This is a genomic window from Streptococcus sp. DTU_2020_1000888_1_SI_GRL_NUU_041A (assembly GCF_032387735.1).
Taxonomy (GTDB): Bacteria; Bacillota; Bacilli; order Lactobacillales; family Streptococcaceae; genus Streptococcus; species Streptococcus sanguinis.
The window spans coordinates 1184891-1203079 of the sequence record NZ_CP135591.1 but is presented as its reverse complement, the minus strand read 5'-3'; the positions used below and the strand labels follow the sequence as shown (position 1 = coordinate 1203079).

14 protein-coding genes are annotated in these 18189 nt (G+C 41.1%); 3 read left to right on the top strand and 11 right to left on the bottom strand.

What is annotated here, in order from left to right; genetic code table 11:
* Positions 1–2 precede the first annotated feature (2 nt).
* The 3 genes from RSK81_RS05805 to RSK81_RS05795 are packed head-to-tail and all read left to right on the top strand — an operon-like array spanning position 3 to position 2069.
* Positions 3–1418 carry a Y-family DNA polymerase gene (locus tag RSK81_RS05805; protein WP_001840572.1) on the top strand — a complete coding sequence of 472 codons (1416 nt, stop codon included), beginning with the start codon at positions 3–5 and terminating at the stop codon, positions 1416–1418.
* Complete coding sequence (locus RSK81_RS05800; RefSeq protein ID WP_000567221.1) at positions 1415–1783, top strand: hypothetical protein; 369 nt, start codon at positions 1415–1417, stop codon at positions 1781–1783. Before RSK81_RS05805 ends, RSK81_RS05800 begins: the two co-directional genes overlap by 4 nt.
* Entirely contained in the window at positions 1770–2069 is a 300-nt protein-coding gene (locus RSK81_RS05795; protein WP_001072431.1) for a DUF5960 family protein, read from the top strand. The genes RSK81_RS05800 and RSK81_RS05795 overlap by 14 nt, the downstream gene beginning before the upstream one ends.
* 26 nt (positions 2070–2095) lie before the next feature.
* Here the strand turns inward: RSK81_RS05795 and RSK81_RS05790 are convergent, their stop codons facing one another.
* The 11 genes from RSK81_RS05790 to RSK81_RS05740 all read right to left on the bottom strand — a co-directional run bounded on the left by RSK81_RS05790 (position 2096) and on the right by RSK81_RS05740 (position 18160).
* Positions 2096–2383: a hypothetical protein gene (locus RSK81_RS05790; protein ID WP_001235982.1), complete on the bottom strand. Its 288-nt coding sequence runs from the start codon at positions 2381–2383 to the stop codon at positions 2096–2098.
* Between the two features lie 43 nt (positions 2384–2426).
* Positions 2427–2822: a DUF5945 family protein gene (locus tag RSK81_RS05785; protein WP_000159227.1), complete on the bottom strand. Its 396-nt coding sequence runs from the start codon at positions 2820–2822 to the stop codon at positions 2427–2429.
* 15 nt (positions 2823–2837) lie between these two features.
* Complete coding sequence (locus RSK81_RS05780; RefSeq protein WP_000110927.1) at positions 2838–3053, bottom strand: DUF5965 family protein; 216 nt, start codon at positions 3051–3053, stop codon at positions 2838–2840.
* A gap of 53 nt (positions 3054–3106) precedes the next feature.
* Positions 3107–4195, bottom strand: coding sequence for a toprim domain-containing protein (locus tag RSK81_RS05775; RefSeq protein ID WP_000196745.1), 1089 nt, complete (start codon positions 4193–4195; stop codon positions 3107–3109).
* 39 nt (positions 4196–4234) lie between these two features.
* Entirely contained in the window at positions 4235–4873 is a 639-nt protein-coding gene (locus tag RSK81_RS05770) for a hypothetical protein (protein WP_000932867.1), read from the bottom strand.
* Positions 4874–4983: 110 nt separating this feature from the next.
* Positions 4984–5274, bottom strand: coding sequence for a DUF5966 family protein (locus tag RSK81_RS05765; RefSeq protein ID WP_000572502.1), 291 nt, complete (start codon positions 5272–5274; stop codon positions 4984–4986).
* A gap of 14 nt (positions 5275–5288) precedes the next feature.
* Positions 5289–5588: a DUF5962 family protein gene (locus tag RSK81_RS05760; protein ID WP_000195243.1), complete on the bottom strand. Its 300-nt coding sequence runs from the start codon at positions 5586–5588 to the stop codon at positions 5289–5291.
* Between the two features lie 69 nt (positions 5589–5657).
* On the bottom strand, positions 5658–12479 hold the full coding sequence (locus tag RSK81_RS05755; protein ID WP_002921323.1) for a DEAD/DEAH box helicase family protein: 6822 nt from the start codon (positions 12477–12479) through the stop codon (positions 5658–5660).
* Between the two features lie 49 nt (positions 12480–12528).
* Complete coding sequence (locus RSK81_RS05750) at positions 12529–13080, bottom strand: hypothetical protein (protein ID WP_000312517.1); 552 nt, start codon at positions 13078–13080, stop codon at positions 12529–12531.
* On the bottom strand, positions 13064–13255 hold the full coding sequence (locus tag RSK81_RS05745; RefSeq protein ID WP_000433422.1) for a thrombospondin type 3 repeat-containing protein: 192 nt from the start codon (positions 13253–13255) through the stop codon (positions 13064–13066). Before RSK81_RS05745 ends, RSK81_RS05750 begins: the two co-directional genes overlap by 17 nt.
* On the bottom strand, positions 13256–18160 hold the full coding sequence (locus RSK81_RS05740; protein ID WP_315687699.1) for an SspB-related isopeptide-forming adhesin: 4905 nt from the start codon (positions 18158–18160) through the stop codon (positions 13256–13258). It abuts the gene before it with no gap.
* Positions 18161–18189 lie beyond the last annotated feature (29 nt).

The window sequence follows — 18189 nt, the reverse complement described above, 5'->3', positions numbered from 1 at the left end:
TGATGGGCTATATCGATTACTCAAGAGAACCTCAGTCTGATATAGCTTTCGTTGATATGAAATCATTCTATGCTTCGGTTGAATGTGTGGATAGAGGATTGAATCCCCTCCATACCTCTCTCTGTGTCATGAGTCGTGCTGATAACGCTGGAGGCTTAATTTTAGCCTCTTCTCCCATGTTCAAAAAGGTCTTTGGTAAAAATAATGTTGGACGTGCCTACGATTTACCTTTTGACATCAGCACAAGAAAATTTGACCACTATAATGCCAAACGTCAATGCTTAGACATATCACCACGCTATATTTCCTATATTGAACATTGGGCTAAGCGAACGCTTATTGTCCCTCCTCGAATGGATAGATATATTGAAAAGAATATTGATATTCAGCACATTTTCCAAGATTATGCTGCCCCTGAAGATATTCTCCCCTACTCCATCGATGAAGGGTTTATTGATTTAACCTCCTCGCTCAATTACTTTGTAAGTGATAAACAGATGGATAGAAAGGCAAAATTAGATGTAGTCTCTGCCAAACTACAACATGACATCTGGCAAAAGACTGGTATCTATTCTACCATTGGTATGAGTAACGCTAACCCATTATTGGCCAAACTTGCTCTAGACAATGAAGCCAAACGAACACCTACTATGCGTGCCAATTGGTCCTACGAAGATGTAGAAACCAAAGTCTGGTCAATCCCTCATCTAACTGATTTTTGGGGTATTGGTTCTAGAACAGAAAAACGCCTTCACAAACTAGGAATTGCCTCTATCAAGGAACTAGCCAATAGCAATCCAGACCTATTGAAAAAAGAATTTGGGAAGGTTGGAGTCCAGTTGTGGTTTCATGCCAATGGTGTTGACGAGAGTAATGTTCATCAACCCTATAAACCAAAGTCACACGGGCTTGGCAACTCTCAGGTGCTACCTCGTGACTATGTCAAGCAGCGTGATATTGAGATTGTCCTTAGTGAAATGGCTGAACAAGTTGCCATCCGAATGAGGAGAGAACATCAGAAAGCTACTATTGTTTCCATCTTTGTGACCTACTCTAAAACAGAAATGAAACAGCCAATTAACGCTCAAATGAAGATAGAACCCACTAATCATACACGACTGCTTACCGATACCGTATTAACGCTTTTTCGTAAAAAATACACGTCAGGAGCCGTTCGGGGTATTGCAGTCAATTACTCAGGATTTGTCGATGAAAGCTATACCTTAATCTCATTATTTGATGATATCGAAGCAACCGAAAAAGAAGAAAAGTTACAACAAACTATTGACCATATTAGAGACCAATTCGGTTTTTTAGCGGTTCAAAAAGGAACTGCCCTCCTAGACAGTTCCAGGAATATTGCAAGAAGTAAACTAATAGGAGGCCACTCAGCAGGTGGCTTGGAGGGATTACAATGATTGACCGATCATACTTACCATTTCAATCCGCAAGAGACTATCAAGACGTTAACATGCAAAAGTGGATGGGGTTCTTTTTATCGGAACACACCTCCGCCTTATCAGATGATGTTAAGCAAGTCAGCTACCTTTCTGACCTATCGCTGAATCAAAAATTAATGTTACTCAGTCAGAGTTACGCTAATCAATTGACCATACAGGTGACTAGAAAACAGAAAAATGATTTACAAAATATTATCGGAACCATTCCGACCCTATCAACAAATGAGGTCATTCTAAAAACCAATGACGGACATATCGCGATCGCTTTAGAAGATATTATAACTATCACATTAGTTGAGGAGGTCTACCATGAATCAGCTTGACTTTTATAAAAACGAATTACAGATGGACTACTTCAGTGAAAATTACCGTAAATTTGAAAGTGACTTCTATCGCTACTCAGCACTTGATACACCACTGACTTTTCTAACAGATGATATCATGTTGGCAATGGCGAAATCTGCTAAAAACTATTTCAAGCTCAATAAAGAAAATGCTAAAGATAATCGCGATCATTATTTCATTTTTGACATAGAAAACCTAAATGATAGTAAATTGACAAAAAAATATGTGTATCAGCGAACAACAAGCATCAGACAAAAAGATTAGGCCTTCATCACAATGCCTAATCTTTTTTACTCATTTTTAGGTTTCTTTGCCTGCCTAAATTGCTCTATCCGCTTTTCAAGTTGCTCAGTCTTCAATTTATTCTTAGCTTCAGTTATGGTCTCATCTAATATAGGCTCCTTTAGCAATATTTCAGGAGACTTTTTTTCATCTTCGATAGTTTGACGTGTAGCGTCAAAAACGACATCTAATAATTGGTTGACCTTATGTAAGTCAGCTTCAGACATTCCTGATAAGCGATGAATGAGTTGTTTAAAACTATCTTGGTTGTGTCTTTGTTTTTTGAATAACCTCATCTTATCTCCTTATAAAAAGCAGCCCTTGTAAGGACTGCCTCACTTACAAGTCATCAATAGCTGCTGAAATGGCTTGTAATTTCTTATTTTGCTTATTTTTGTCATCAATCAACTGGTGCAACTCTTCGATTTTCTTCTGACTTTGAAGAATGTCTTCATTATTCTGAGCCATCACATCAGCTAGATGTTGCTTGTAGTCGTTTGTAATGTTAGAGGAGGACACCACTTTTGGTGTGGATTGCTCTTGAGTTTTTGGTTGTGAAACGGATTTCTCCTTAGCTTTTTGTTGTTCCATTTCAAAGGCTGCCACATAATCAACGTCTTCAGCGCCCTCTTGGTTTTCTTTATGAAATAGTGCCGCAATCTTCGCACGTTCTTCTGTGGAAGATGTCTGTGTGTTATCATCTAGTGGTTGGTCAAAGGTCCAATCTTTTGTCATATGTTATTCCTCATTTCAATTATCTGATGGTATTGGTTTTTGTTCATCTTGGCCAAAGGCTTGCGTCAATGCTTCATCAAATGTCCAAGGACTGTTTTGTTGGCGTTTGATAAAGGCTTGATACATCGCTGTTTGTAATTGACTGCGATAAGTTTCTAGTTTTTCCGTTTCTTTCGCAACTTTTTCCTCTTGCCTAGCCACTCTTTCAGCTAGGCGTTCAATCACACTCATAGGGTGTCCTCCTTATCACTTTCTAGATTAAACTAAGAAACTTGATTTTGTTATCACAACTCTAAAGCGGTATTTTTTCTAGGCGGAGGATTGCTTCGGATAACTTGTAACTTGGCCGATTGTATCACATCTTTTAGAGAATAATTATTTTGATATTTTACAATATCATTCCAATCTGCTTTAGTTTCCAGTTCCTGTAATGGTGGACAGTCTGTTTCAGTGGGAAGTCCTTTCTCAGATAATTTCTGACAAAAATCTCTCCCTGCTTCATCATTGTCAACAGCCAAGGTTAATAAGCCTGGGTGCGTCTGAAAGAAGGTAGTCGTCTCTTGTATAGCATGAAGGTAATGCGTTAATCGACTTGGTTTGACAGTATCTAAAAACTCAAGTTTGCCTTGTTCCTCAGCTGCTAATCGTAAAGTCTGATACGCAATCACAGAGAGTTTTAAGCCTTCCATAGAAACTAAACGCACATCTGATAACTGCTTCTGATGGAGTTGATAATAACTCATCATATCAATCACCGATTCACAAAAGATAAGGCGTTTCGGTTTTCCAATATCAAAGCTCATCCCTATATAGCCATGAGAGTCTTTCATGATTTTCTTGAGGTAACCTCGATCATGTCTCTGATTATCTTTGACAAGCCCTTGAAGACTTGCTCCCTCTAGTTGGCCAAGATGATTGTAACTCTTAAAGACAAGAACTGATTCCTGAAAGGTCTTTGTCTGGTAATGAGCCTGTGCTAATAGACCTTGTCTGCCAAAAGCATTGATAGTGTCATCACTTAAACCACGAATGTCATTCAGATATATCCGTGCTTGGTCAAATGGTTCTTCTCTTAGATAATAACGAAAGGGTTGGTAAGTCTCTTCGACGATTTTAGCTTGTTCAAAGTCTCCAGTTTCAAGGTAAGACAGGGCTTTTTTAAAAGACACTCCCGTCATTAACTGAACAAAATCAATCACATCTCCCTGTACGTCACGTGAAAACCATTTAAAGGTATTGGTGTCCGCAAAAATCCTAAAGGAATCGTGTTCTGGATGTTCATAGACTTGCCCTGATAGTCGTTTAAAAGAATAACCTAGACTTTCTGCCACCTCTAAAATCGCCTTTTGTTTCACTTTTTCAATTCTTGTCATGCCATCTCCTTATCAAAAAAAGCAGAAGATATACTCCTGCTAGTTGGTCTCACTTGTAGTAGTGCCTTGAATCTTTGGAATGCTTGAATTTACTCCATCAGAAGACTCTTTCAAGTCCCCTAGCTTCCCATTCCAAATGGTTACCTGATTGACAAGGAGTTTATCTGACAATTTGGCATAAGATAGTTTAAGAGAGGTCGTTTCTGTCTGTGTACTTTTCTGAGCCTTATCACTGACATCAGACACATAGATAACTTGATAAGACACTTCCGCAAGGGCTTCATTTGCTTCTGAATTGACATAGATATTGGCAGACTCAAAGCGATAATCCAACATATAGTCTTTATAGACTTGGTTGATAGAATCTTCTTGACGAGCTACTTCTTCCTTAAAGGCAGAATCTGTCATATAGGGCTTGATACGGTTGTTGTTCTCGCCCAGCTTTTCCTTGGTGTAGTATTGCGTGAGAAATTCTTTAACCAACTCATCAGAGAGAACACTCGCCTTTTCCTTTTCTTTCACTTTTGTCAATAATTTATGAGCTTCAGATTGGATTTGTTTCTGCGTGTGACTGGTCACAGACTGAGAACCAATGGTATAACCCATCATCACCATAAAGCTGGTGACTGCTAGACCACCAAAACCAATCAAAAATCTAGCCTTCATTTTATTTAACATCACTAGTGCCATCTCCTTTTTCCATAAGATAGCACTATGATAACAAGATGAACTTGAAAAAGTTATCACAATAAAGAAAAGGACTACCAAACTTAGGTAATCCCATTACGTCATGCCATCCGACTTCTAACAACTTTTCTAACAAGTCCAAAGACAAGTAAAAGATTAAAAATAATATAGAAAGTGGTAAAGCTCAAAATACCATTGGTGGCTAAATCTTCCAAATAGAGGTATCGTTCTGTAAAAAAGAGGTAAATCCCATAGACTTCTGTGAAAGCTAAAAATCCGATTAATCCAATGATAAATAAGCTTCCAAGCATCTTCGCAATCTGGTAAAGGACAAGTAAAATTAGTCCTGTTGCTGCGATAATGAAAAGACTTTGAATAATTTGTTCAATCATATCTGTACATCTTTCTACGCTAATTGCTTACGATAATAATCTGCCTGTCCCTTGTCCAGATTATCAAGTTGTTCAACCAGGTCTAGATACTCTCCTTTAGTCACTTCATCTAAGTCTGGAAAGTCATTCTCACGAGTCGTGATAATCACCTCTAATTGACCAATGATTTCTCGCTTTGAAAAGCTGTAATCAAGGGTTTCATCTTCATATTGTTCCTTTAAGGCTTGATAGTTAGCTCTATCTTCGGAGCTTGTAAAACCTTGTGCTAACCATTCTTCTAATTGGTAACGTATATCTTCTACTGTCTGGGTCATAATCAATTCTCCTTTGATGATTTCTTAATGTCATTTTACCGCGTTCATTATTTTTTGTCAGCCTTTTTCTTAAAAATCAAGCGAAAGTTGTTGGTCCTGTTGTGGTTGGATCGTTTCATTGAACTTAGCTAGGGCTGCATCAATTTCCTCAACCTCTGCTTCTTGTTCAACCAAGGGGGCAAGAAGGTCATACTTAGCTTTAAACAGCTGATAATCCTCTTCTTTAGGAAAGACCTTTTCCACTTCAACCCTTGCGACAGATAGCTTATCTTTCAAATTGTTAGCCATTTCTTCTGTCTTTTCTTGGTCTTCTAAGATATGGTCAATGGCATTGGTAATGCGTTGAATCGTTCCCACGTCTGATTTCAAGTCTAAAGAGACAGAATACTGGTTGCTGCCTGAAATGGTTAAAGACACCATATCTGGCAAGGGCTCACTAAGACTTCTGGTTGCCATTTTAAGCTCAAACCCTCTAAAGGTCGCAAGCGTTCTTACTTCTTTGGTTTCCGAACGGTTGTAGGTAATGAGTTTTCGTAGATAGTCTCCAGCTTCTGCACGGTTATCCATCATTTGATTGTCAAACCGCATGATAAAATCTTGTGACTTAGTTGCCAAAGATTGGGCAATATCACGGTCATATTGGCTAAGGCGTTTCTCTAAGACAGGGAGGTTCTGCTCACAGTAAGAAATGGTATGGCGATACTCATCTTTGGAGCGATTAAAGGCACGCTTTTGATTGTCCAATACCGTCAACTCATTCTCTAGTTCCATTTTTAGTTTGAGATAAGGATTACCTGTCGCTAAAGCCTTAAAGTCTGAAGCAGTCATGGTTTGTTCATCAATGTCTTCTGCCGATCGTACTGGGTCTTTAGAGGTCATGATTTGCGTGATGTATTTGAGTTTATTCTCCTGTGTTTGCCAGAGGTAGTTATCGAAGCTCCCTTTCGTAATGTAATGGTAAATATCTACCTCTTGGTGCATATTGCCTTGACGAATTAACCTGCCATTACGTTGGACAATATCACTTGGTCTCCAGGGAACGTCCAAATGGTGGACTGCTTTCATACGTGACTGGACGTTTAGACCTGTTCCACCTTTTTCCGTAGAAGCCATGAGAATCCGTACTTCTCCACTATTGACCTTGCGTGACAGAGAGTTCTTTTTCTCATCCGTATTAGCGTCATGGACAAAGGCTATTTCTTCTTTGGGAATCCCTCGATCAACAAGTAGATCTTTAAGTTCATTGTAAACATCAAAGCCCACTTCCTTACTTTTAGGTGTTCCAATATCAGAGAAAATCATCTGGGTAGCTTTCAAATTTTCTCCCTCACGGTAAATACGTTCCACATTATCCACCACTTGCATAATCTTCTGATTGTCCGATAGGGTATAGGCTGAGTCAATGAGGCGCATGTCAATGGCTAATTTTCTAGCTTCCCCAGTGATTTTTAACATGTTATCATCACTAGGGTCAACACTGCCTGACTTGATAGCGTCTGAACGGTCAACCAACTCTTCAAGGTAGTATTTCTGAGCTTCTGTGAGTTCACTCTCTACCGCAATGACTTTAGCTTCAGGAACAGGTAAATCAAGCATATCTGAGGTCTGAATATCAGCTGTTTCCTTATAAATCCGCATGAGTTCAGGCAGGTTCACAAATTTCTTAAAGCGTTTCTTGGGTTGGTATTTATCCCCTGTCGGTGCTAGTTCCATAGAATTTTCGATATTCCCAAAAGCCCCTACCCATGAATCAAAATTAGATACCTGGTATCGTTCTAAGACATCTGGTTGGATATAACTCATCATGGTATAGAGTTCACTAATAGAGTTAGAGACTGGTGTTCCTGTCGCAAAGACCACATTACGATAGTCATGTTCTCCTTGAACCTGTCTCACTTTCATCTCCATATCTACGTTCTTCTTAGAAGTCGTGTTGGTAATTCCTGCGACATTACCAAGTCCTGTAATGGGTCTGATATTCTTAAAATGGTGAGCCTCGTCCACAAAGAGAAAGTCAATCCCAAGATTTTCAAATTCAATAAAGGTATCACGTTCCAGTTTTTGGAGTTCTTCTAATTGGTGTTCCAAACCTTTGATGGAACGCTCTGCTTCTTTAACGGTATAATCACTATCACTGCCTTGCTTGATGTCACGAAGTTGTTGTAACTTATCTTGAATATAGGTCACTTGCTTTTCCTGACTCATGGGAATTTTCTCAAACTGGGAATCCCCAATGACAATGGCATCGTAGTCCCCTGTGATGATCCGTGACACAAACTGTTTACGTTTGGCTTTCGCAAAATCTTTCTTGGTCGTCACGTAGACATTCTTGGTTGGGAAGAACTTCATGATTTCTTGTCCAAACTGAGCGGTCAGACTTGATGGCACCACATAAAGAGGTTTATGAACCATTCCCAGTTCTTTCAGTTTGAAACCTGCTCCAAGCATGGTTAAGGTCTTACCTGAACCGACTTCATGAGCTAGAAGCGCTCGTTTTTCTTCCACAATCCGTTGAATAGCATTCTTCTGATGAGGTCGTAAGGAAATATTCTGGGCAAGCCCATCAATGGTTAAATGGCTACCATCATAGACTTTGGAGACCGTACGATTATAGAGACTATTATAAGTCTCTTCAATCATCTGTTGCACCTCAGGGTAACTTGCCACAAAGTCTTGGAAGAGTTCTTGAAGCTCAGTTTCCTTAGCACGAAGAACCGTTGTCTTCTCAACGTCTGTCACATGCTTTTTCTTATCCCCATCTTCCACTTGTTTGGTAATGGTTGGTTGATTGGAATTAAGCAGGTTTTCAAAGATTTTTCGGCCACTATCATAGCGTGAACCAGACACACCTAGACTTCTATCCGTTGCGGTAGAATACCTAAAGGCAAACTTGGATTGGTAGGACATCGTCCCATCAATCGGACTGACTTCAAGGACAGTTGCTACTTCTTGGTCTGTGAGATCAAAGGTTTGTCCCATAAAGGTTTCTTGGGCAAATTTCCCATAAACGGCTAGAGGAATCCAACGTGAGCCAATCCGATAATCAATATCAGCTAAGGTCACACGTGGTGGTTTCACGTCTTCTAAGAGACCTTGATAATAGACCCAAGGAAAATCAGAGTTGTCTGCTTTAATGAGTAAGTCCACAACCTCTAACTTAGTCACCACATCTCCTGATAAGAAGTCCTGCCGAGACACATAGACCACTTCCCTATCGTTTAGATAGCGTTCTGGGTCTGGAATAATAGCGTCTCCTAATTCCTCAATCAAAGTCGCTTTAGAATCCGTCTGATAAATAGACATCATGTAATCCAAATCTACACCACGACCATCTGCTAGACTAGAATTGAGAGCGTCAAGGGCAGAAGAAACTGCCGTCACTTCCTTTTCAGGACGAACCAAGGCTTTTTCAAAGGCAAGCGACTTGGTATAACTAACAGTCTTACCACTTGAGTCAAGACTTTCATCTTCCAAACTCGCAAGGAGCGAATACTTATCATCACTATCAAAGAGGTTACGGTTCACAGCACTATTGACATAGCCAAAGCGTTTCACAAAACTATCATAGGTCCGATTGAGATGTCCTAACAAGTGATTAAACTCATCTCTGTCGTAATCATAGTAGCGTTGAATGGCAATCACCTCTTGGTAAGCATTACGAATATCGACCATCCCTTTAATCCGTGCAACTTCTTTCTCAGACAAAGGTGCTTCATAGAAAACCGTCTTTTTGAAATAGCCCTTAAATTGCCCACGTTTAGCGGCTTCTTCTGTCACATACACATCAAGAGCGGTGCTATCGGTCACTTCTAAAGCATTAAAACGGTCAATCTGTTTTTGAGAATGCTTGGTATCCCAATCCTTAAAGTTACCCTCTTCGTCCACATAGTAGCTAATCTCCTCAGTTTTTGTCCCTACACGAATGCCCTTATGATCACGGTAGTAAACCGTAGAATCTTTATAGCCAAAGCTATACTGGTCTAAGCTTTCTCTGATGTCAGAAGGAATCGAGGTATCAATGACTTGTCTTCTCATCACATCAGGAGTGATAAGAATGTCAGAAGGGTCAACACTTCTAGGCGCTTTAACCTGTTTAATAGCTGTCTGTACAGCTTCTATTAGGTTATCAGAAGTGCCTTTCACAGAAAGTGTCCCACCGTTAAAGTTTCTAACCTCATAGGTCCCAAGAACCTGACTGTTGTAATCCCCGTCAAAATATGGATTGAGCCAAATACGGTCATCCTTGTCATAGCGAATAGAACCTGAAAAAGCTAAATCATCTGCCACATATCCCTTATCCATATGTTTTTGGAAGAACAACATATCTGTTGTGACATTGGTACCTGCAATGGCCTTAAAGGCGCTATCTGGTAAACGCACACCACCTAGAAAATCAGTCGTCTCACGAATATCCTGGAGAATGTTTTCTGTCCGTTTATCCATGGTTCCTGTGGAGGAAATAATGGCTACTTGCCCACCGTCATGCACCAAGTCAAGAGATTTTTTAACAAAGTAATCATGAATCATATAGGGCTTGTCATAGCGACTATCCACAATCCTGATATTAGCAAACGGCACATTTGAGAGAATCAAATCAAAGCTATTGTCATTAAAGGCAATGGTCTCAAAGCCCTTTACTTCAATGTGACTATTCGGATGAAGGTATTTGGCAATAACCCCTGTAATCGTGTCTAGCTCTACACCATACAACTCACTATTTTCTCTCAGATGTTTAGGCATTGCCGCAAAGAAATTTCCCGTTCCCATAGACGGGTCTAGGATTTTACCACCAGTAAAGCCATCACGTTCTAACTTCTCCCACATCTGACGAATCAAGTGAGGGTCTGTGTAGTAAGCGGTCAGAGAGGACTGTTTCATGTCTGTATACTCTTTATCGGTGACTAACGTTTTTAATGCCTCACGTTCCTTAGAAAATTTGGGATTATACTCGTCAAAGAACTCGTTAGCTAAGCCTCCCCAGCCCACGTATTTGGCAAGCAGTTCTTGTTCACTTGGTGTGGCTTGACGGTATTCAGATTCAAGCCTTTTCACCAAACGAATAGCAGCCACATTCATTTCAACCTTATCCCTTGTTGTCTTAGGGTAGAAGTCTGTCAGATCTTCTGGGAAGTGAAAATCTGTGACTGGGAGCGTCTCAGTGACTTCTGGTTCCAACTCATCTTCTGACAATGCTTCTTCTTGTTTAGCCTCTTTCTTATTTGATGATAGAGATGTTGTCACTTGAGAAACCGGCTCTTGAGATTCTTCCATATCCATAAAAGAAAAGAGGTCTAATTCTAGGCTAGGTTCTTCCACTTCCTCTTTTTCTTCGACAGAAGGAACATGAAGAGCTTGAGTGATATCTTCTAATGTCCGTAAGAAAAGAACTGGATTTTGTTCAATCATATCTGTGAAATCATTTTGTAATTCAATCCGAATCAGGTTATTAACGCCTGAGTCCTCAATGGCCATTACCTGAAACTCTTGCCCCTTATAAGTCACAATCGAAGCAATCGGATAGCGTTTAAGGGCTTCCTCTACGATAGGATTTTGAGGGAGTGATTGAGTCATGATTTCAGGTTTTGTTTGTGAGATGTGTTCTCGCCATTCCCTAAAGGATAGGTCAGGTTGGGACAGTTTGTCCCTTTCAAAGGTTCTAGCTTCTTCAAGAGTAAGGTCTTCATGCAAGAAGGCGTAGGCAATGGGTCTTGCTTCTTCTAAGTCTAGCTGACTGGTCAAGAAAAATTCTGCCTTGTCATGCGTTAATCCCATCTGAAGCAATTCTGTCACAAGGGCTAATTGAGTGACGGTTGCCTTAGGATAGCCCCCTAATATGGCTAGGTCGGCATTAATCAAATGAAAACGCCCTGCAGCATCTATCAGTATCCCACGTTGCTGCTCATCAACGTCAGCTAAGTCTATCCCTAAACGAGTCAGTTTTTCGGTATTTTCAGCCAAAATGGTTTGACCCATTTCAGCTAAGATTACTTCTTCTTGAGGTGTTAGAGGACGTTGTAAGTCATAGGCTGTCCCATCTGCTTCTAAATAGGTTAATAGCTCATTGTCCTCATAGATTGGCGTCATTTCCATTTCATGGTCAAACTCCCCACGTCTCAGGTTTGGTAGCTTTGGACGGCTATTTCGCACTTGGTCAAAGTGACTTAATATCTCAAATTTTTGAGACAAGTTTAGATGTTCATAAGCTGGTAAATGTTCTGTTTGCCCTGTTCGTAAATCTAGTTGTGATAACTCTTCCTCATCAAGACTTGCGATTATGACAAGTCCTTCTTCACGAAAGGTGATGTCCTGAGAAGGTTCTGGAACTACTTTTTCTTCAACTACCTCTTCTCTTTCCTTTACCGTTTCCTGGGTGCTTATTAGTTCAGGTTCATAAGTGAGAAGAAACTGTTCAATATCACGGCTAATACGGTCAGACAAATTATTGGCCACTCGATAGACATTGACCAAATTAGCAGCTTTGCCTTTATCCAAAAGAGAAGCTACCGAAATGGACTGATAGGCGCCTTCTTGATCTAAGAGATGAAAGCGAGTGGCTAGGTTAAAGAGGGCTACCTCAATCACCAAGGCTTTCTCATCACTGTTTAACTGAGGTAACTTCTTTAAGCCAGCCTGACCAAAGGTCTGTGTGTAGCTGCTTAGGTCTGTTGCCTCGTCAAAGGGGCTCGCCTCTACAAAAGCAGAAACTTCTGTTTCAAAGCGAACCACTTGAACAGGTGAGGTGACTACTCCTCTTTGGGTTGTAAAATTTTGGATAAGGCTATCCCAATCCTCATCAAAATGGACTGCTTGATAGCGTAAAAAGGATTCCAAAAGAATCTGGTCACGTGGCAATCTTGCCCGCAACATTTCAAGTAATTGTTCTTGAGTCATATGTTCCTCCAATTAAAAAGGGGCTGAGAGGTATTCTCAGCCCATTGCTTTAGTCTAGGACCAAGGCGCTTTGGTCTTTTTCTTGTGGTAACTTATCCATTAAAGTTGTCACATACTGTTGTAAGAAATGGCTTTTCTGGTCTAACAAATCTTTCTGCAGGGCGAGATAGGTCACATCTCCAAAATAATCTTGACTCGTTAAAGACAACTCCTTTTGGATAATGTCCTGCAAGGTCTCTAAGGTGAGAGGCGAATAATCCTCCTCATTCAAAACCTCATACTGAGCAAGGGACTCAGAAATATTGTTGGACACAATCACTTCCATAATGAAACTAGCTCCCTCACCTGTTCGATAGAGTTTATCCAAGAGGTCCGTCACTTCTTCTTGAAGCTGTTCCTGATAACCGTCTGCTCTTAGGCGCAGGTCATCACTAACTAAAGACAAGTCATCAATGCCCATAAAGTCTTGATAGAGCGTATCAAGAAGTGACTTGTTTTTGATACTCAATTCCATGGCTAAAAAGGCTTTAACCATGTCTTTATAGTTTTCTCGTGCCATCTCAGAAAGAGTTCTAGAAATTGTGTCATAATTCCAAGCCATAGCTTCTCTCCTTACGCTGTTGAATTGGATTCAAGCCTTGTTGGACTTCTTCAAGGTCTGTCAGTCCGTCACTATCCGTATCACTGCTAAAAGGATTAGTCCCTAAAGCTAACTCTTGAGCATCCGTTAGGCCATCTTGGTCTGAATCCATTGTGTAAATGCTTTTAGGTTCCATCTAGTTGTCCTCCATTTTGCGTTTAGAAAGTCCGTAAGCTAGGCCAAAAAGAAGTCCTCCACCGACAAGCGCTAAGAGTGATTGACTCTCTCCTGTATTTGGTAAGACACTTGCTGGAACTGGTGCTTCTTGTGTTGGAATAGGTGGTTGAGGTGGTGTTGGTTGATTCGGAGTTGGTGGCCCTGGTTCAGGAGTAGTTGTTTTAACCGTGTTTGAACTGATGGTGTAGCCATTGACAGTATGTAATACGGTATTTTCTACTACACCTGAAGCGATTCGTTTCATTTGCACGTAAACATCTGCCTGAAACTCGGATTCTTCTGCTAGTTTTTCAAGGAATTCCTGATCAAAACTGATGGTAACCGTTCCTTTTGACGTGTCGACCTGTTGTAGCGTGTACTTGGTCACTTCTGTCCCTTTTGGTAAAACCGTTCCATCTTTAAGAGTGACATCCACCACAGTGTAAGCCTTGTAAACACCATTATAGTCGTCATGGATTTCATCGTAATCATCGTCAAAGCGGTATTCGATGAGTGGTGTCGCACGATTGCCTGGAATGAGTGCTCCCACCAAACGGTAGTTAAAGACCTGATTCAAGGCAACTTCTTTTCCATCAAGGCTTTTCTCCTTTTGTGATAAATCAATCACCACATCTTTTTGTGGGTCTAGTTTTGGCACATTATTGACCACTGTCTCTGTCACATAAGCCAAACCAAAGTCAATCTGATAAGCGGTGTTTTCATACTTCCCACCAGTCTTTGTCAGCTCATTCTTAATGGTCATTGGAAGGGTCACCACTAAGGTTTGACCAGTTTTAACATAAGCCTCGTAGAACGCTTTGGGATCTTCAGCACTTAAAACTTGAATGGCTCCTTTTGGTGTGAACTGACGTTTGGCCATAGCATCTTGAACCACTTTAGGCGCTTCTGACAATGAGGCATAGGCTTTCACCGAAATCCCTTTGACAAGATTTCCTGCCTTATCCATCACTTGAACACCATCTGCGTTTAGGATAAGCGCTTCTTCAGGGTAATCATCCACCATGTAAAAACCTTTGGCAAGAACATCATCGGTTACGACCAAGTCCTTGTACTGACTGTAATCAAGAACAATCTTATAATAATTGACGGTATTTGGAAGAACGGTCTTGCCATCAATAGACACGCCTTCTTTATTGGTATTAGTTTTATGTGGTGTTACTTTTGGCACGTGATTCGTTACCGTATTGGTTTCATAGGCTTGCCCAAAGTCTACTTGATAAGCCACATTGGCATAAGACTTGCCTGTATTTGCCATCTCCTCACGGACAGTCATAGGGGTGATGATGGTGATGTTTTGACCTTTCGTTACATAAGAATCATAGAAGGCTTGTGGATTTTCTGCCATAAAGACTTGGAAGGCTCCTTTAGGCGCAATCTTGCGTTTTGAAAGAGCTACTTGTAGTTTTTTAGGAGCTTCTGATAAGCTCGTATAAGTTTTTACCGTCACGCCTGTGACAGCTTTGCCATCAGTTGTCACAAGTTGAATAGCTGTGTCATCTGGTAATAGAGCTTCTTCGGGATAATCATCCACAAAGTAGAACCCTTGTGTAATCTGAGTCTTATCAGCCTTAATGCCACGGTATTGGTCCAAGTCCCATGACAGGGTATAGTGGTTTTGTGAACCGACTACCATCGGTTTGCCATTGATATCCACCTTATCCTTATTAAGGTTTTGTTTTTTAGGTGTTGGGCTAACAAGGGTATTCGTCACCTCATCGGTTTCATAGCCATTCCCAAAATCCACTTGGTAAGCCTTGTTTCGATAGGTTGCCGTTTTCCCATAGAAGTCATCTTTCACTGTCATTTTAGTGACAAGGTTCAAGGAAGTGCCTGTTTTGACATACTGGTCATAAAAAGCCTGATTGTCATTAGGCATAAAGACTTGGAAAGCCCCTTTAGGAGAAATCTTAGCATGAGCGAGTTTATCTTGAAGGTCTTTTGGAGCTTCTGACAGCGACGCATAATCCTTGACAGTAATCCCTGATACGGCTTTGCCATCAGGAGTGGTGATACTTGTTCCCTGGTCTACTAAGTCCAACACTTCTTCTGGGTAGTCATCTACAAAGAAAAAACCACGAGCAATTGTCTCTTTAGAAGACCTATCGCCTTTATATTGATCTAAATCCCAGGTCAAACGGTAATGATTAGTTGTTCCTAAAGCCACTACTGTATCGTTAATGACCATACCATCTTCATTTTCATTTTTCTTCTGCGGATTAATACGGCTAGTGGTCGTTCCATCACCAGGCGTACGCACTGTCACAACATTAGAAGTCACTGTATAGGCATTTGGGGTTCCCTTATTGATGAGGAGCTTATAACTGTTGGAATAGGTTGCTCCATCATTTTGAAGGCTACCGTAAAGTTTCGGAGCCACCAGTTGGTAAGACTTGGTGAGGTCTTTGTTGACCTCTTGGAGCAAGGCTTCCTTGGCGGTCAAGGTCACAAAGTTCTTAGCAGCATCAAAGCTGAGGGTATAATTTCCGTTTTCTGCCTGCGTTTTTTCCTTGTCAAAAGCATAGCCTGCTGGAAGGTAATCTTCAAAGGTGAGGCTAGTGATTTGGGCTCGATTTGGAGAAAAAGCGTCTACGGTTAAAGGGTAAATGACCGTTGAATCTTTTGCGACCGTTTTGTCATGAAGGTTCACTTGGTCGGTATTGATAACTTCCTTAACAATTTCAGGAGTCGTTGTCAGACGATAGTCGTGGTAATGAACCGTTGGCACGTGTGGTGCTTTTGGTAACGGCTCTGGCGTAGGGTATTTAGGCAAGGTGACCTTGGTAAGTGTTAGACTAGGCTGAGTAACTTTCTCTAGTGGTTTTTCCTTAAAGCTCACAGGTGGCTCTGGCGTAAAGGTCTTTGGGGTAAAGGTTTTTGGCACAACCTTAATCGGTTCTGGAATTGGCTCTAACTTTGGTGTCACATGAGGTTTTAGACTATAAGGTTTGACCGTCCGTGCAACTGGAAGGGTATTTAAGGCAAACCAATAAGAGAGACCAACATTTTGGGGCATATCCCCTTGACCAAAGGTCACTGTATAGGTGTTGCCTGATGTAACCGTTGAGACAATCGCTCCCTTATAGGCATACTTACTATATGACGTATCCCATTCTTCAGGAAGCTGCAAATCACTGGCACGGTTTGACCCAAGTGAACGAGCTAGACCTTCGTTAGTCACTTGAATGGTTGAGCCATTGATAGGAACGAACTTACCTGATGTGTCTTTTACATACTCTAAACCGATATCATTGTGGTTGAGTGAGGAATGAGTAAAGACACCTGGTTTTTCCTTGGTGAAGCTGACTTGTGAGCCATCTGCTAAGAAGTACTTGGCTTTGACACGAAACTCCATCTTGTCTGTTCGCCAATTGCCTGTCCCATCATTACGGTAGGCAATAAAGCCTTCTGTTGGGTCATTTGGTACAACCAACTGAACGGCATTAGTTCCAGCTGGAGAAACAAGGTTTGTAATGTCATAGGCTACTTTTGTGATTTTCTTGCCATCAAAGCGAGCATTTTGAAGATTTTGATAGGTAAAGGAAAGGGTTTCTCCCGTTTTGAAAGTATCATAGACAAAGAAACCAGTAGAATCTAGGATTTTAGAATACCCACCAAGCATAGCGTCACCCTTAGCAACGATACGATTAGGATTTCTGGTATCAGCTGAATGACGTGCTTGCGGTTCTCCATTATTCAAGTTGAGTGCCTGAGCAAGAGCTTGAGAGATATAGCCTTCTTCTCCTTTTGAAATCTCAGCTAAATCACGTTTATAGCGCTCCATTTCCTTGGCGTTGTAGGTATCAATCGCTTCATTTTCTTTCTTGGCAGCTTCTTCTTTTTCCTTATTGCTTTTCGTGATTTCCGTAATCTCAGCTTCACGGTCTGTGACTAATTTCTGTTGGTCTTTATTGTGGGCATCCACAGCAGCTTGAGAGGCCTTGTTTTCATCATCCACTGCTTTTTGTCCAGCTTGATTGCGTTTGTCAATTGCTTCATTATCAGCCTTTGCCTTAGCAAGACCTGCTTCATTTTCCTTTTGAGTCACTAAGTTCTTTGCGACAATGGCGTCTGCGACTTTCTTCTTTGATTCGTATTCAGATAGATTGTCCTTATTTTGCTTATCAATAGCAGCTACCGCAGAAGTATAATCCTGATAGCCTGAAACCGTTGAGCCATCTCCTGCCGGAACGGTTTGAGTGGTAACCGTCACATTAGCTGACTGATCTTGTCCTCTGATTTTTGAAACTGTGCTATCCACTGAATGATTCAAGGCCTTTCCTGCTTGAGTGGCTTCTTTATGACTAGCAGCCAACGCAGCATTCCCTTGTTCAACACGAGTTTTATCTTGTTCATAGGTGGCTTTATCTGCTTTATAGGTATTGGTCACCTGAGTGATGGCTTCAGCCTGCTTAGCAGCATCCACTTCCGCCTTATCTAATTGCTTACTGGTATCACTCGCAGAGGTTGTGTTCCCTAAATCCATAGGTTTATCCTGAATGGTCGTAACCCCTTCAGCAGTTGCTTGATTGACAGCCTGTGTCACAACATCGTGAGGAACGGTGACTGTAATAGCCCCATCTGATTGACCAGTTGACGCAAGGCTATCCGTCTGTTCAGCAACTGGTGTAGGTTGCGCTTCTGGTAAGTTGGTCGCAGGATTTTCTGTCAACTGAACGGTTTTATCTTGCGAGGGTGTTACCACTTCGTCAGCTTGTGCTACTTGGCCACCCCAAGCGACAACAGCTGTCACCATAGTTCCAAGAGCTACCGAACAAAGCGTACGGTACTTCTTACTTTTACGGAAGACGTGTTTTTCTGCTTTTTCCTGATTGACTAAAAAGTGATGATGACATTGTTTGGTCATAAAAAGTCCTTCTTTTCTTTTGATAAGTA